This is a genomic window from Scandinavium sp. (genome assembly GCF_036271055.1).
Taxonomy (GTDB): Bacteria; Pseudomonadota; Gammaproteobacteria; order Enterobacterales; family Enterobacteriaceae; genus Scandinavium.
Window position 1 is genome coordinate 384812 of record NZ_DATBBJ010000073.1, and the last position, 16034, is coordinate 400845.

A 16034-nucleotide genomic window follows, 5' to 3' on the forward strand; every position below is an offset into this window, starting at 1 on the left:
AAACCCGCAAGAGTACGGCAAAGCGGCAAAGGCATTCAAGCGCCAGCAACAACCAGACGTTGCAGCCCGGAAACATCAACCCGTTTTTGTGCTTCGGCGAGACTCCAGTTGACCTGCAGATTCATCCACATTTCAGCGGAACTGCCGATCACTACGGACAATTTAATGGCCATTTCTGGCGTTAACGCGGCTTTGCCGCTCAGCAGTCGGCTGGCTGTAGAAGGGGCGATATTCATTGCACGCGCGAATTCACGCAGGCTGACATTCAGTTCATCCAGCGATTCCTGAATGATATCGCCAGGACTGGACGGTTTTGCCATTTTCATCAGTGGTAATCCTCATAGTTGAGTACATGAGCGTCGCCGTTGAAAAATTCAAAGGTTAAACGCCAGTTTCCTGAGACGGTTATTGCCCATACACCTTCACGTTCGCCGCTCAACTCGTGTAACCGGTAGCCCGGCAGGTTGAGGTCGGTGGCTTTTGTTGCGGCATCAAGAACCGTTAGCCGATTGCGTAAACGTTTGACATGTTGCGGCATTACCCCGGCTGTCTCATTAAAAAAGAACAGGTTGCGTAATCCTTTATGGCGGAAGCTCATGATCATCGATCCCTCCCTGTTCCTTGCTGAGGAACAGTATATTCCGTGTTGCGTGTGACGCAACGGTTATTTTTTGCGTCATGAAAAATGGCGAGAGTGAGTTTGCGTCGGGGAAGGAAAACAACAAGCAGCATGCGGTGATTGCTCGAGCAGCGCCGCAAAAGAGAGAGGGCCCGGTACGAAACCGGACCCCTGATCGGAGGGGAAAGAGAAAACTAGACGAATTTCGCCAGCGGATCGGCGGCAGCAAACGCGATTTCGCGATCGGCCTTCGGTGGATAGATAAGCTCATTGGTAATGGCGATTTTGAGTTTTTTAGCCTCGTCACGCACCATTTTGACCTGCTGATCCCACCCTTCGGTGTAAACCGCGCCCCAAGCCCCCAGGTCGAGACAGGTGACATAAACTTCCTGACGATAAGGCAGCGCATCAACGCCCAGCAAGCTAGCGGCCGCGTTATGCCCGGCAAATTTGCCAAGCTGAATCGCGTGCTGGCAAGTCATCAGCGCGGTGTTACCGAGATCGTCGGTTTTGGCGTGTGCCATATCGCCCGTGGCGAAGATGTTGTTGTAGCCAGGGATCTGCAGGTCAGGGGAAACCATAAAGCGGCCCAGCGCATCACGCTCAGCGGTCAGGTTTTCACCCAGCGGGCTGGCCTTCACCCCGGCAGTCCATACCACGGTGGAAGCGTCAATATGTGTTCCGTCTTTAAGTGTTACGCCGGAGGCATCGACCACTTCAATTTCTGTATTCAGAAGCCATTCGATACCCAACTCGTCGGATGCTTTACGAATGATGTCTCGCAACTCTTCGCTGTAGCGTCCACCGATCACAGAACCGCGCTCAACTACGATTACTTTGGTCTTCGTATCGTCACCCAGCAGCGCTTTTAAGCGTGAAGGCAATTCGGTCGCCAGTTCAATACCGGTGAAACCGCCGCCGCACACAACGACTGTGTTACGTGCGTTGCTTTCAGGCTGATTTGCCAAGGCATTCAGATGATCTTCCAGGCGCTGAGCTGTCTCCAGTTGGTCGATATCAAAGCCGTGCTCGTTGATGCCTTTAATGCCGAAGTGGTGCAGGTGGCTGCCGCTCGCCACAATCAGACGGTCGTAAGTGATAAAAGTCGATTCTGAGGTTGCTGTTTTGTACCACACACCGTTCTGCGCAGAGTCAATGCGTTCGGCATGCCCAGCGATGAAACGAATATCCAGCTCGGCAAAAAGCGGCTGCAAATCGGCGGTCAATGAAGCGACATTGGCTTCATAAAAACGCGGTCTGACGCGTAATTCAGGTTGCGGTGCCAGCACGGCAATTTCCAGAGCGTCATTACCTTCCAGATGGGCAAGACGCGCTGCGCTGACGGCGGCCCACATGCCTGCAAAACCGCTGCCGATAATAAGAATACGTTGTTTCATTTTTCAGTCCTTCTGCATTTTCTGGCCGTCTGGCCTCAATAACTGCCACTATACTTGTCGGAGTTAACTCCGACAAGATCTTTCTGAGTATCTGGGGTATCATCTCGGCAGAAACAGAAAAGGAGTAGAAATATGGCGTTTTACAGTTCTGGCGTGGAATACGGTATCCACAGCCTGATGAGCATGGTTGATGCAAACGGCGACGCGCGTGAAATGAGTGTGCGCGAGCTGGCAGAGCTACAGAACGTGCCATATGACTATCTCGCGAAAATTTTTACCCGGTTATCACGGGCTGGGCTGGTGGTCAGCACAGAAGGCAAGGGCGGTGGATTCCGCTTAGCGAGAGCCAGTGAACTCATTAGCGTGCTGGATATTGTGCAGGCTATTGATGGGCAAAAATCGATGTTTGAATGCCGCGAAATCCGTCAGCGACTGGCGTTATTCGATGAAACTCCGCCTTCATGGGTCTGTGATGGACCTTGTGGGGTTCGCTCTGTGATGGACAGCGCCCAACAGCGAATGGAAGAAGAACTGGCTCGTCACACCATTCTCGACCTGGCGCGCAAAATGTTCCGCAAGGCGCCGGAAACCTTCACTATCGAAGTAAAAGAGTGGATTAACGATCGCCGAAGTAAAGCGTAATTCACTTAAGCCAATTAGAAACGGCGCCCTTCTGGCGCCGTTTGTCGTTTCAGTGAGAATTAATGGCGCAGATCGATGACCATGCGACCACGAATTTGGCCTTGTTCCATCTCTTTGAAAATCGCGTTGATGTCGCCCAGCGGGCGCATCGTGACTTTCGGCACAACTTTGCCTTCCGCAGCGAACTGGAAGGCTTCAATCAAGTCCTGACGAGTACCCACCAGGGAACCGACGACCTGAATGCCATCCAGAACCAGACGCGGAATATCGAGGCTCATGGATTCTGGCGGCAGACCCACTGCAACCACACGGCCACCGGCACGCACAGCGTCAACGGCGGAGTTAAAGGCCGCTTTTGCAACGGCTGTGACAACAGCTGCGTGCGCGCCACCGGTTTTTTCCTGCACGATTTTGGCGGCATCTTCGCTGCGTGAGTTAATGATTAAATCCGCACCCATTTCGGCAGCCAGTTTCAACTGTTCATCATTGACGTCCAGCGCGATCACTTTCGCGTTAAACACATTTTTCGCGTATTGCAGCGCCAGGTTGCCCAAACCGCCAAGCCCGTAAATCGCAATCCACTGGCCCGGTTTGATGCCGGAAATTTTCACCGCTTTATAGGTAGTGACACCTGCGCAGGTGATGCTGCTGGCCGCAGCAGATTCCAGTCCATCCGGCACTTTTACCGCGTAATCGGCGGTAACAATGCATTCTTCAGCCATGCCACCGTCCACGCTGTACCCGGCATTTTTCACATCCCGACAGAGGGTTTCATTGCCGCTGTTACAGTATTCGCAGTGACCACAGCCCTCGAAGAACCACGCCACGCTCGCGCGGTCGCCCGGTTTCAATGAGCTGACGCCAGGGCCAACTTCTTTGACGATCCCGATCCCTTCATGACCGAGAATTACGCCGGTTTTATCACCAAAGTCGCCATTTTTGACGTGCAGATCGGTATGGCAGACGCCGCAACATTCCATTTTTAGCAGTGCTTCGCCATGTTTCAGCGGACGCAGCGTTTTTTCCGTAACATTGACCTGATGGTCATGACTAACTACAGCAGCTTTCATGTAGTGCTCCTTTCAAGAATGAAAATGACGGCGTCTCCGGTGTACGTCGTTACTCCTTTAGAGTTAACACGTTCTATAAAATAGGCAAGAGAGCGGTAACACAAAGTAATAAAATTACTTTAGTTGGTAGTTTATAATTCCATTTAAGTCATAAGTGATAGCTATGAATCACTGGAAATCAATACAAAAGAAGGCACCCGAAGGTGCCTTTGAGACGGGATTAAATGCCTTCAAGCAACGCGTTCAACCGGGCGATCTCCTGCGCCCATTCGGCCTGCAACTGAGGCTTCTGGTGTTTAGGTTTACGCGCTAAATCCTCTGCAAGTCGCGTTTCCAGACTGACCAACCTAGCCAGAAGATCATCCATATCGTCAATTGCGGAGCCCGTTTTCACGCCAGATGCGGAGAACAACGCGGTTTGCAGCGGTTCGCGTAGTCGGTCCCACACCGTGTCGGCGTCATGCCACTCTTCCAATACGCCGTTTTCAATCAGCCAGAAGCGATTGCAGCTTTGCTGGATCAGTTGCCTGTCATGACTTACAAGCAGAACCCCTCCCGCGAAGGATTGCAGCGTTTCGGCTAATGCCTCTTTGCCCTCCATATCCAGATGGTTAGTAGGTTCGTCGAGCATCAACAGGCTGTAGCGCGCTAGCGTCAGGCCCACAAACAACAACCGCGAACGTTCGCCTCCGCTTAGAGAATCCACGCGTTGACCGTGGCGAGCCCAGGCAAAACCTGCGCCAATAAGCGCCATTTTTCGATCTTCTGGCGCGGGTGCGAACGGTTCTAAAGCGTCGAAAAGCGTGGCCTCATCCGCTAACTGATGTAACGTCTGATCGTAATAACCGAGCTCCACGCGTGGGTGGATTTTTAATCCGCTCATCGACGCGTTTTCCCGATAGGCTTGCCAGATAAGCCGCAAAAGTGACGACTTTCCGCAGCCATTGCGTCCGATTACTGCGACCCGATCGCCGCTTTTCAATCTCGAGACCGGAGCCGTAAATAATGCCTCCAGACCCGGCGCAGGTGAAACCGCCAAGTTTTCCAGCTCCAGAAGACGGTCGGCGCGAAGCAGGTCGCCATGCAACTGCAAGCGCCACTGGCTACCCGCCGTGACATCGGTTTGGATGTCTTTCAATCGTTCGACCTGTTTTTCCATCTGCTTAGCCTTGCGGGACAGCGCTTCGTTGTCGTATACGCTTCCCCATACTGCCAGCTGTTTGGCACTGGTGGTCACCCGGTCTATCTCTTTTTGCTCGGCTTTGAAACGCAGAGCATCGCTTACGTCTTGTTCCTCCAGCGCCTGACGGGCGGCGCTACAGGGAAGAGCGAAGCTATGCAGACGGTGGTCACGTAGGATCCAACTGGTATTGGTGACGTTATCCAATAGCTGTTGGTCATGAGAGACCACAATAAAGCTGCCGTTCCAGCCGTTGAGAAAACGCTCCAGCCACAGCAGCGTGGGCAGATCGAGGTGGTTGCCTGGCTCATCCAGCAATAACAGGTCCGGGGAGGTGATCAGCGCCCGCGCAAGTAGCAAGCGCGTGTGTTGTCCGCCGCTTAACGTGGCGGCCGTTAACGCAATATCTGCGTCACTGAACCCCATTTCAGCCAGCAAAGCTTCGGCACGCCAGCGTTGGTTTTCTCGTTCGCTTTGCGCAATCTTTTCCAACACCGCATCGAGCATCGTCAGCGGTCCGATTGATTCCGGTAAATGTTGTTCAACACGCGCCAGCAGGCAGTGATTAGCAACAGAAACGGCACCTGATGAGGCCGCAAGGGTGCCATCCAGCAGTTTTAGCAGGGTACTTTTGCCGCAGCCGTTATAGCCAATCAGCCCGACGCGATCGCCTTTTTTCAGGGTGAAAGAGAGGTCAGTAAACAGGGGCCCAAAGGCCGTTTCGCTGCATAGCGAGTGTGCGCTTAATAATGTACTCATTGAACTTACTCAAGTGTTATTGGCGTCAAAACGCCTCGTCATATAACGCCGACGATAACCCGGTAAGCCCGAGGGAAGGGATTCAGTCTTTGGTGTCTTCGCTCAAGCAGAAGTTATCGCAGCACGGTACGGATAACGCTTGAGCAGGTGCGATCGCCAAAGGCATGTGAAATATCAAACATTTCACAGTACAGCATGGGGATCCTCCTTTTTATATTCAACAGATTAATGGGTGAATTCAGTGTAGCGGGGATTGTCAGGCGACGCTACGCCTGCCGGACCTACAAATTATCGTAGGTCCGGGAAGCGCAGCGCCATCCGGCATTAAATCGAGGTGCGACGGTAGCTGCGGTACTCCGGCTGCCAGAAGTTATCATCGATCGCTTGTTGCAGCGCTTCGGCAGAGGTTTTCACCGCCACACCTTGCTGCTGCGCCATTTTACCGATGGCAAACGCAATCGCACGCGACACGGTGTGAATGTCCTTTAACTCCGGAAGCACCAAACCTTCACCGTTATTCACCAGTGGCGAATGTTTGGCCAGCGTTTCACTCGCCGACATTAGCATTTCATCGGTGATACGCGACGCGCCAGAGGCGATCACACCTAAACCGATGCCAGGGAAAATGTAGGAGTTATTGCACTGCGCGATAGGGTACGTTTTCTCTTTCCACACAACCGGGGCAAACGGGCTACCGGTTGCCACCAACGCACAGCCTTCTGTCCAACTGATGATGTTCTGCGGCGTGGCTTCTACGCGTGATGTCGGGTTTGACAGCGGCATCACAATCGGGCGCGGGCAATGCTTGTGCATCTCACGAATGATTTCTTCGGTGAATAGCCCGGTCTGGCCGGAAACACCAATCAGAATATCCGGCTTGGCGTTACGCACCACATCCAACAGCGACAGCACATCTTCGTTGCTGTCCCAATTGTTCAGGTTTTCGCGCTTTTGCACCAGTTTGTTTTGGAACGCCAACAGGTTAGGCATCTGGTCAGTCAGCAGACCGAAACGGTCAACCATGAACACCCGAGCTCGCGCTTGTTCTTCGCTCAATCCTTCACGCTGGGTCTGGGCGATGATTTGCTCGGCGATCCCACAACCGGCAGAACCTGCGCCGAGGAACACGATTTTCTGGTCGCTGAGCTGGCTACCGGCCGCACGGCTGGCGGCAATCAGCGTGCCAACGGTCACTGCCGCCGTGCCCTGGATATCATCGTTGAACGAACAAATATCATCGCGATAGCGGTTCAGCAGCGGCATCGCGTTTTTCTGTGCGAAATCTTCGAACTGCAACAGCACGTTCGGCCAGCGTTGTTTCACCGCCTGAATGAAATCATCGACGAACTGATAGTACTCGTCGTCGGTGATGCGCGGGTTACGCCAGCCCATGTACAGAGGGTCGTTCAGCAGTTGCTGATTATTGGTGCCCACATCAAGCACCACCGGCAGCGTGTACGCCGGGCTGATGCCACCACAGGCTGTGTACAGTGATAGTTTGCCAATCGGAATGCCCATTCCGCCAATGCCCTGATCGCCGAGGCCAAGAATGCGCTCCCCGTCGGTCACCACGATCACTTTGATATTGTGGTTAGGCACATTTTGCAGAATATCGTCCATGTTATGCCGGTTTTCGTAGGAGATGAACACGCCACGTGAGCGACGATAAATCTCTGAGAAGCGCTCACACGCGGCACCCACGGTCGGGGTATAGATAACGGGCATCATCTCGTCGAGGTGGTTTTCGACCAGACGGTAGAAGAGGGTTTCGTTGGTATCCTGGATATTGCGCAGGTAAATGTGTTTGTCGATTTCAGTCTTAAATCCCTGATACTGGATCCAGGCGCGCTCGGCCTGTTCTTCGATAGTTTCAACCACCGCGGGCAGTAAACCTAACAGATTGAAATTGCGACGCTCTTCCTGGCTAAAGGCGCTGCCTTTATTGAGAAGAGGAAACTCCAGTAAAACGGGGCCTGCATAGGGGATATAAAGCGAACGATTGTTTTTATGATTGAGCAACATCTTACGGATCCTTTGTCATCACGCCAGGCCCGGACATGCATAGCGGGAAGGGCCGGCAGGGTCTTCGGCGCGGCAAAGTATAAAGCAAGTGTTAATAAAAAGGGTAAAAGCGTCAGTTCATTACCAAAAAAAACACCATCTTGTGCCAACGATGGTGTTTGTCTTTATCGAAACAACGGCTCAATAGCCCTGGAATTACTCGGTACGGCGTTTACGGCCGGTGGCATGGGTGTGGTTATGCTGAGTTTCCGAATCGCCTTCGATAAGGACTTTTTTCTGGTTCGATAGCTTGTAGTTCAAGCCAAGAATATGACGTGCCTGACGGTTCGATTTCATGCTGACTCCTTAATCCTGTGAATGATTTCAAGGTCAATCCCGGGGGGGCCGGGCGAAATTTACCCCTTAGCGCAGACAAACACTCTGCCTGCGTGATTGATACTTGACCATTCGGCGCAAAATAGCAACACGGACTGACGCTTTCAGGAACTCTCCGAGGTTTAACCCTTTGTGCGCCTGCCATCCCACCATCATTTCACTGGGCTATGCTTGATGGTTCGCGGCTTGATGATTCGCGCAGAAGTTTCCTGTTCAGCTCACCCTGAGGTCTGCCCATGAAAGTTTTAGGCTATGCAGCACAAAATCCCACCACACCTTTGGCCCCTTTCTCTTTCGACCGACGCGAGCCGCGCCCGGACGATGTAACAATTGAAGTGTTGTACTGCGGTGTTTGCCATTCTGATTTGCATCAGGCCCGTAACGACTGGGGATTCAGTACCTATCCGCTGGTTCCCGGCCATGAAATTGTCGGGCGGGTAACGGCTGTTGGTGACAGCGTCACTAAATTCAAGCCCGGTGACCTCGCCGCCATCGGCTGTATGGTTGATTCCTGTCGCGTCTGCGAGCCTTGTAAAGAAGGGCTGGAGCAGTACTGCGAAGAAGGCAACACACAAACCTATAACGGACACGACCGCCACGATCACCAGCCCACCTACGGCGGGTATTCGCAGTTCATCCATGCCAGCCAGGACTTTGTCTTGCGCGTCCCTGAAGGACTCGACCTGAAAGGCGCCGCGCCGCTGCTGTGTGCGGGGATCACCACCTGGTCACCGCTGCGTCACTGGAATATTGATGAGAACAGTAAAGTCGCAGTAATCGGTCTTGGCGGTCTCGGTCATATGGGATTGAAACTGGCCCATGCGCTGGGCGCAGAAGTGACGTTATTTACCCGCTCGCCGGGAAAAGAGGCTGATGCGCGTCGCTTGGGCGCGAACAATGTGGTGCTCTCTTCTGATGAAAAACAGATGGCAGCGGTGAAAAATCAGTTCGATCTGATTATCGATACCGTGCCTTACGAGCATGATATTAACCCGTATCTGCCAACGCTGGCGCTGGACGGCACGCTGGTGTTCGTGGGTTTGCTTGGCGATACGCCGGAATTTAATACCATCCCGATGCTGATTAACCGCCGCTCGATGGCCGGTTCAGCGATTGGCGGCATTGCCGAAACACAGGAAATGCTCGATTTCTGTGCCGAGAAAGGGATCGCGGCCGATGTCGAAGTGATCAACATTCAGGATATCAATCACGCTTACGAACGGATGCAAAAAAGCGATGTGAAATACCGCTTTGTGATTGATATGGCGTCGCTTCGGGCCTGATTTCTACGGTCTGAATCGTGTGTTCTATACTTAACAGCCCAATGGAAAGAGGAGTGAACGATGACAATCCACAAGAAAGGTCAGGCACACTGGGAAGGCGATCTCAAGCGCGGGAAAGGCACCGTTTCCACAGAAAGCGGGGCGCTCAGCCAGCAACCGTACGGCTTTAACACCCGCTTTGAAGGCGCAAAAGGCACCAATCCGGAAGAGTTAATTGCAGCCGCGCACGCGTCCTGTTTTTCTATGGCGCTTTCATTAATGCTGAGCGAAGCCGGGTTTACCGCCACGTCAATTGACACAGAGGCCACGGTGTCGCTGGATAAAGTCGATGCAGGTTTTGCGATTACCAAAGTGGCGCTGCAAAGCAAAATCGCGGTTCCGGATATCGATCCGGGTACGTTCGACGGTATTATCCAGAAAGCGAAAGCCGGATGTCCGGTATCTCAAGTGCTGAAAGCTGAGATTACGCTCGACTATAAACTGAATTAAATCCTCGCACCGCCCGCATTCTGCGGGCGTATAGCGACATCCGTTACCGCATTTTTCTGGCGAAACTGAAAGGCTTTGTGTGACGTTGTCACTTATGTCTGCGCATTTCGCTGCTGATGGCGGCGCAGGCGACTCAGACTCAACAGAATAGCCAGCCCGGAAGCCGCCACCGCGACCCACAAACTCATTCGCACTGCATTTTCTTCCAGTGTCGCACTGGTGCCGGATACCATCACCGCCAATAACACACCAACCAACGCCGCCCCAAGACACTGCCCGAAGGTACGCATAATCGCCAGCACACCGGATGCGTAGCCACTGTATTCCCGCGCCACATTCGACAGCATTTCGCGGTTATTCGGACTCTGAAAGCAGCCAAATCCCATGCCACATACCAGACTGCGCAAACCGATATCCCACATTTCCGCATGAGCGGGCAGCATCGCCAGTAAGGCCAAACCCACAACAAACATCAGTAATCCCACGGTCGAAATAATGGAGGGCGAATATTTGTCTGCCAGACGTCCGGCGTGGGGCGCGACTAACACAATGCCTACCGGCCACGGCGTAAACAGCAACGCAGAGGTGAAAGCGCTGTAACCGTAGACGCTCTGGAACAGAAAAGGCAGGGCGACGAACGTAATCCCTTGGCTGATAAACGATGCCAGTGAGGTCAGTGCCGCAAGGGAAAAGCGGCCAGAAGTGAAGATTACCGGCGGCAGCAGCGGTTTTTCAATCCGACGAATATGCCAGACAAACGTAATCCCGCTGATGAGCGCCAGCGCGGCCCATCCCATTACGCTGACGCTAAGCGAATGATCGGCGGCATGGGGATTAGCAAAACTGTTTGCAGCCATGATCAAAGCGCCGAGCATTGTCGCGGAAAGCAGCGCGCCGACGCCATCAAATTTATGGGCATCCAGCGTGGGTTTATGTGGGATTGCTTTAATAGCCAACGTTAACGCCAACATTCCCGGCAGAACGTTAATCGCAAACAGCCATTGCCAGCTCAGTGTTTCGAGCAAAGTGCCGCCAAGAACCGGGGCGATAGCCGTGCTGGAAGCAATCAACAGTGCATTTAACCCAAGAATACGACCCAACAGACGCCCTGGAAAAACGGAGCGCAATATAGCCGGTGCAATGCTGAGCGTAGCGGCGCCGCCAATGCCTTGCAAAATGCGCATCACAATCAGCATGTCGGCATTGGATGACATTGCACATCCCAGCGATGCCAGCGTGAACAGACTCAGCCCAAAGATAAAAACAGGACGAAAGCCAAACCGGGTGGCGAGTGCAGCAAAAATTGCCAGCGTCATGGCGGCAGAAAGCAGATAACCATTGGCAAACCACACGGCGACTGGCGCGGCAACCTGTAACGACTGCGCCATTTGCGGCAGGGCAATGTTCACCATTGAACCGTCAAACACGGCCATCAGCGTGGACGTCATTACTGCCGCCATCGCAAATGCACGTTCGCGACCTGGTAAACCTTCATCACCCGGTTTTTCAGAAAAGAGTTCCATTGTTTGTGTCTCGTTAGCTGGTGTTTCGATGATGAAAGGATAAACTCACAATATAACAGGCGGAAGATGCAGCATTGACATTGTATTGTTGCACCAGGCGCCTTATCTAAATGAGCAGGAATCTCTTTCTGATGACCGATCCTGATTTTAATCTGCTGATTGCACTGGATGCGCTGCTGACAGAAGCAAGCGTAGCGAGTGCAGCCCGGCGTTTGAATTTAAGCACTTCGGCGATGAGCCGAACGTTAAGCCGTTTGCGTGAGGTAACGGGCGACCCATTATTGGTTCGCGCAGGCAGAAATATGGTACTAACACCCTATGCACAAGCCAGCCGTGAGCGGGCGCGCAACGCTGTGCTCGAAGCAAGAGCGGTTTTGCAGCCTTCAAAAGTTGAGTTGAATCTGGCAAAGCTTGAGAGAGTATTTACATTGCGGGCAAACGACGGCTTTATTGAGGCGTTTGGTCCGGTGTTGATTGCCGCCGTCGCCGCCATTGCGCCGCTGGTTTGTCTGCGGTTTGCACCGAAGCCGGAGAAAAGCTCGCGTTATTTGCGCGAAGGTCTGGTGGATTTAGAGATTGGCGTGCTGAGTAATATGGGGCCGGAAATCCGTCTGCAGGCGTTGTTCCGCGATCGTTTTGTCGGGGTGGTGCGCAAAGGTCATCCTTTGGAAGCGATGGAATCTGTAAGTGTGAGTGACTACATCGTGTGGGGACATGTTGTCGCTTCCCGTCGTGGACAACCGCACGGGCCCGTCGATGAGGCGCTGGCAGAGCGTGGACTGGCGAGAAAGATTGTCAGCGTAGTGCCCGGTTTTCCTTCGGCGCTGGCAGTGGCTCAGGCTTCAGACTTGATTGCGCTAGTTCCTGCATCGTTTCTGAACCCACCAGAAACGCACACCACACTGCATATGTTCGAGTTACCGTTCAAGACCCGTGCTATCACGATCTCGCAAATGTGGCATCCGCGCATGGAAGTCGATCCCGCACATCGCTGGTTGCGGCAAACGGTATTAGCCGTGTGCCAACGGCATTATCCGCAAAACGAATAACACGCTTGATGAGCCTGATTCGCAAAGTGATTAGCGCTGTGCCAGGCTTTTTCTCAGTGTGCCCGTTCAATGTGCGCAGGATCCGTAAATGGTTGAATTTATCGGTCATATGTTGGTAGGAACGCCCGTCTGGGTCTACGTTTTGTTTGTGTTCTTACTGATTCGCGGTATTAAAGCTCGTCAGCCTGCGACAGTTACGCTGGAGCGGTTGGCGATTATTCCGCTGATTTTTTTATGTTGGGATGTCTACGATCTGATTATTTACCGCCATCTGTCCTTCGGCCTTGTTGCGATGTGGATTGGGGTGCTGATGGTCGGTGCAGGGTTGGGGCTTTGGCTGATCAAGCCCGAACGCGTCAGTCGCGGGACACTCCCACGCACGGTGAATCGTCAGGCTGATTATTCGGCGTTACCGTTAATGATGGTGGCATTTATTATCAAGTATACGTTTGGCGTGATGTCGGCCGTTTCGCCGCAAACGTTACAACAGCCGGGTATGAGTGCTGCCGCCGTAGTGGTGGGGGGTTTGTTTGCCGGGAGCTTTATCGGTAAGTTTATTCGCTATTTACAGGGCTACTTTGCACCGGTTCAGAACGCAAATTAGGAGGATCCTGCTTCAAAACTTTTGGCCTTATGTTTGGCTCAGGCTAGATTAATCGCTTGAAAAATTTACGCATTCTCTGGGTGTTTTCGCTACAAATGAAGATCAACAGTACGTTCAGGAATTATAATGACAATTAATCGCAATGCCGTGGCTGTTCTTACTGCTCTCGTATTAACAAGCGCATGCGCGCGCGCTGATGTCGATTTGGGATCTATCGATATTCTGTCACGCGACAATCCAAAAAGCCCGGTGCCTAAAGGCTTTGTTGTCGGTGGGGTCGCGGTGAGCGGCCAGGCACGCTATGAGGCTCAGGATAACAATACCTGGGCTATTCCCGGCGCGCTCTATTTCGGCGATCAGCTGATGTATCTCGGCGATCGTGCACGCTATTACTTCCATTTTGATGACAATTTCGCGGTGTATGGTTACGGGCGCTATCGCTTCGGCAACCTTGATCCCGATGATGCGGATGCCCTGCACGGCATGCATAAGCGAAAAGGGGAGTTTGAAGCGGGTGTCGGTGGCACGCTCATTACCCCTTACGCGTTGCTGACCGCCCGTTTTGCCTCAGATGTCACCGGGCGCAGTAACGGTCAGGAACTCTTACTGTGGGCCGATTTCCCGATTATGAAAGATAACCTGCTGGTGATGCCTGGCATGGGAATGATGATCCGTAGCGACAAAATGGCGAATTACTATTTTGGCGGCGTCTCCTCCGCTGAAGCCACACCGCAACGCAAGGAGTGGGATACCGGCACGACGTTTTCACCGATGGCGGCCGTGGTGAGTACATATCGTTTTAGCCCGCACTGGATGGGCCTGTTCGCCGCGAACTACGAGTTTTACGATAAAGACATTGCTAACAGCCCGATTGTTCAGCACAACGGTGAGTTGTATGTCATCGCGGGCGTTGGTTATACTTGGTAGGGTGATAAGAGCGGGAGGCGTGAAGGCGTATGACTGTACTGTGTTCTGGCATTCGTCTGCTGCTGACGGCGGCTTGTCTCCCGGTCGCATTCTGTAACGCCGCTGACGGTAGCCGTATTAAGCATCGTGCTGATGCGGTGCTTGCGTTAATGAGCTATTCCGTTTTTCCTGATGTGACCGCCAGCGATTTAAATATCGGCAGCGGCGGGGGCGAAAATAACGAACTGTCGATGACCCAATTCGGCGGCGGCGCAACCCTGAGCGAAAGTGTGCCGATTTACGTTGAAGGAGCGATGGGCTACAGCCGCTACGATCCGCATTTTGTCTTAACCGACGGCGCGCAAAGCCGTAACATCCCTACCAAATGGAACAGTCTGACCGCGACTGGCGGCATCGGCTGGGATTTCCATCTGTATACCGATCAGTTGGGCGGTAACCTGGTGCTTCGTCCAATCGCCAACGTGATGCTGGGAACCGTTGCCAGCGACGTACGTCTGGGGAGTTTCTATATTCAGCAAAAAAATGATGCTGACTTTAAATTTCTCGACGGCGGGCGGCTGAACGCTTATGGCTTAGGCGGCTCGCTGATGCTCGACTATGAGCTGATCTCCGATCCGCAGGACATTGACGTTGAATTGCGTTATTCCGCGATGAATCTGCAAACTTTTGGCAGCACGTCTGATGTGGTTCAGGGCGAAGCGAATGCGCAAAACCTGGGGCTTTATCTGCGGCGCCGTGCGCCTATTTTTGACTGGACGCTGCTGAAAAGCCCGGTGCGTTATGTGATGGAAGGCGCGCACACTGAATATTTGGGCCAGCAACGCGGACAGCTAGGGTTCAACAGTTTGAGTTCCATTGGATTGGGGATAGAGCTCGACAGCAGTAAATACCCGGTCTTCATCACCCGCACCCGACTGGTGGCACGTTACATGTTTGGTCAAAATACGGATGGCTACGGCATCGGTCTGGCGATGAGTTTTTAACTTTTTTCATCTTTTCACTTTTTTTCAGCAATATTTCTCCTCCTCAATCGTCTACCTCAACACGAACACCATCTAATTATCGTAATGAGGGAAATACCTATGAGAGATTTTGAACAACATGACCATCATCGTGGCCACGGTTTTGGCCGTCACCGGATGGCAAAACCGTTAGTCATCGGCGCAGTGATCTTTGTGGTACTTGGGCTGCTAGTGATGTCTTTATGGAACGCACTCTTACCCGCCATTATTGGCGTGAAAAGCATCGGTTTCTGGCAGGCATTAGGATTGCTGGTGCTATGCCGCATTCTGTTTGGTGGCCTTGGTTTCCGTCCTGGTATGTTCGGCATGCGCCGTCGCATGCATGAACGCTGGATGAATATGAGCCCGGAACAACGCGAAACGTTTATGCAGCAGCGCCGCGAAGGGTTTGGTCGTCATGGTCATCGTGGTCATCACGATCACTGCGGCTGGCGCGGACGTCGTGAAGAAGGGATGAAGCCACACCAGTCGCCGGAAGCAGACGCACCTGAAGCCGCTAAACCCGAGACGCGCGAGTGAAAGCGGACGTGACAGGCGATTCGCTGCTGGTTTCGGCCCTCAATGCCTGTCGGTCACGGTTAACAGCGTTTATCCGTGGCCGCACGGCGGTACGTGACGATGCTGATGACGTTCTGCAGGAAATTACCTGGCAATTGATGAAAGTGGAACAGCCGGTGGAAAACATCGCCGCCTGGCTGTTTCGTGCCGCCCGTAACGAGCTAACCGACAGAGCCCGGAAAAAACGTGAGTTACCGCTGTCAGCGTTTTTCAACGCCGATGAAGACGGTGATTTTCCGGAAGATGAACTGGCGGAAACGTTGTTCGGCGTGGCGCAAACGCCGGAAGATGATTATCTGAAAGCGTTATTGTGGGAAGAACTGGAAGACGCACTTTCAGAACTGCCGCCCGCACAGCGCGAAGTATTCGAAAGAACGGAGCTGGAAGGGTTGAGCTATAAAGAGTTAGCGGATGAAACTGGAGACAGCGTGCAGGCGTTGTTGTCACGTAAACATAAAGCAGTGTTGTATCTGCGCACCCGGATGCGCAGTGTTTACGATGATTTGACGGAGTGA

General features: G+C 53.0%; 17 protein-coding genes. 9 read left to right on the forward strand and 8 right to left on the reverse strand.

What is annotated here, in order from left to right:
- Positions 1-35: 35 nt before the first annotated feature.
- The 3 genes from VH187_RS15570 to VH187_RS15580 all read right to left on the reverse strand — a co-directional run bounded on the left by VH187_RS15570 (position 36) and on the right by VH187_RS15580 (position 2016).
- The gene (locus VH187_RS15570; RefSeq protein WP_329702348.1) at positions 36-326 is read right to left on the reverse strand and encodes a HigA family addiction module antitoxin; all 291 of its coding nucleotides are present in this window, start codon (positions 324-326) and stop codon (positions 36-38) included.
- On the reverse strand, positions 326-604 hold the full coding sequence (locus tag VH187_RS15575; protein ID WP_329702349.1) for a type II toxin-antitoxin system RelE/ParE family toxin: 279 nt from the start codon (positions 602-604) through the stop codon (positions 326-328). The genes VH187_RS15570 and VH187_RS15575 overlap by 1 nt, the downstream gene beginning before the upstream one ends.
- Positions 605-813: 209 nt before the next feature.
- Positions 814-2016 carry an NAD(P)/FAD-dependent oxidoreductase gene (locus VH187_RS15580; RefSeq protein WP_329702350.1) on the reverse strand — a complete coding sequence of 401 codons (1203 nt, stop codon included), beginning with the start codon at positions 2014-2016 and terminating at the stop codon, positions 814-816.
- Between the two features lie 132 nt (positions 2017-2148).
- On the opposite strand from VH187_RS15580, the gene VH187_RS15585 reads away from it, so the two are divergent.
- Positions 2149-2658 (forward strand): RrF2 family transcriptional regulator, encoded by a 510-nt coding sequence (locus VH187_RS15585; RefSeq protein WP_329702351.1) that lies wholly within the window; start codon positions 2149-2151, stop codon positions 2656-2658.
- A gap of 59 nt (positions 2659-2717) precedes the next feature.
- Here VH187_RS15585 and adhP read toward each other — a convergent pair whose 3' ends face one another.
- From adhP to sra, 4 genes are all read right to left on the reverse strand, one after another.
- Complete coding sequence (adhP, locus tag VH187_RS15590; protein WP_329702352.1) at positions 2718-3728, reverse strand: alcohol dehydrogenase AdhP; 1011 nt, start codon at positions 3726-3728, stop codon at positions 2718-2720.
- A gap of 220 nt (positions 3729-3948) precedes the next feature.
- Positions 3949-5667 carry an ABC-F family ATP-binding cassette domain-containing protein gene (locus VH187_RS15595; protein ID WP_329702353.1) on the reverse strand — a complete coding sequence of 573 codons (1719 nt, stop codon included), beginning with the start codon at positions 5665-5667 and terminating at the stop codon, positions 3949-3951.
- A 324-nt stretch (positions 5668-5991) separates the two neighbouring features.
- On the reverse strand, positions 5992-7689 hold the full coding sequence (locus tag VH187_RS15600; RefSeq protein WP_329702354.1) for an NAD-dependent malic enzyme: 1698 nt from the start codon (positions 7687-7689) through the stop codon (positions 5992-5994).
- A gap of 195 nt (positions 7690-7884) precedes the next feature.
- Complete coding sequence (gene sra / locus VH187_RS15605) at positions 7885-8025, reverse strand: stationary-phase-induced ribosome-associated protein (protein ID WP_329702355.1); 141 nt, start codon at positions 8023-8025, stop codon at positions 7885-7887.
- A 275-nt stretch (positions 8026-8300) separates the two neighbouring features.
- On the opposite strand from sra, the gene VH187_RS15610 reads away from it, so the two are divergent.
- On the forward strand, positions 8301-9347 hold the full coding sequence (locus VH187_RS15610; RefSeq protein WP_329702356.1) for an NAD(P)-dependent alcohol dehydrogenase: 1047 nt from the start codon (positions 8301-8303) through the stop codon (positions 9345-9347).
- A 60-nt stretch (positions 9348-9407) separates the two neighbouring features.
- A complete protein-coding gene (locus tag VH187_RS15615) occupies positions 9408-9836 on the forward strand; it encodes an OsmC family protein (RefSeq protein WP_329702357.1) in 429 nt (142 codons plus the stop codon).
- 92 nt (positions 9837-9928) lie between these two features.
- On the opposite strand, the gene VH187_RS15620 is transcribed toward VH187_RS15615, so the two are convergent.
- On the reverse strand, positions 9929-11359 hold the full coding sequence (locus VH187_RS15620; protein WP_329702358.1) for an MFS transporter: 1431 nt from the start codon (positions 11357-11359) through the stop codon (positions 9929-9931).
- A 131-nt stretch (positions 11360-11490) separates the two neighbouring features.
- On the opposite strand from VH187_RS15620, the gene VH187_RS15625 reads away from it, so the two are divergent.
- The 6 genes from VH187_RS15625 to VH187_RS15650 all read left to right on the forward strand — a co-directional run bounded on the left by VH187_RS15625 (position 11491) and on the right by VH187_RS15650 (position 16034).
- Positions 11491-12408, forward strand: a complete 918-nt coding sequence (locus tag VH187_RS15625) for a LysR family transcriptional regulator (RefSeq protein ID WP_329702482.1) — start codon at positions 11491-11493, stop codon at positions 12406-12408.
- A gap of 88 nt (positions 12409-12496) precedes the next feature.
- Complete coding sequence (locus VH187_RS15630; protein ID WP_329702359.1) at positions 12497-13012, forward strand: DUF6622 family protein; 516 nt, start codon at positions 12497-12499, stop codon at positions 13010-13012.
- 126 nt (positions 13013-13138) lie between these two features.
- Entirely contained in the window at positions 13139-13939 is an 801-nt protein-coding gene (locus VH187_RS15635; protein WP_329702360.1) for a MipA/OmpV family protein, read from the forward strand.
- 29 nt (positions 13940-13968) lie between these two features.
- Positions 13969-14922: a hypothetical protein gene (locus tag VH187_RS15640; protein WP_329702361.1), complete on the forward strand. Its 954-nt coding sequence runs from the start codon at positions 13969-13971 to the stop codon at positions 14920-14922.
- 99 nt (positions 14923-15021) lie between these two features.
- Positions 15022-15480, forward strand: a complete 459-nt coding sequence (locus VH187_RS15645; protein ID WP_329702362.1) for a hypothetical protein — start codon at positions 15022-15024, stop codon at positions 15478-15480.
- Positions 15477-16034, forward strand: a complete 558-nt coding sequence (locus VH187_RS15650) for an RNA polymerase sigma factor (protein WP_329702363.1) — start codon at positions 15477-15479, stop codon at positions 16032-16034. Before VH187_RS15645 ends, VH187_RS15650 begins: the two co-directional genes overlap by 4 nt.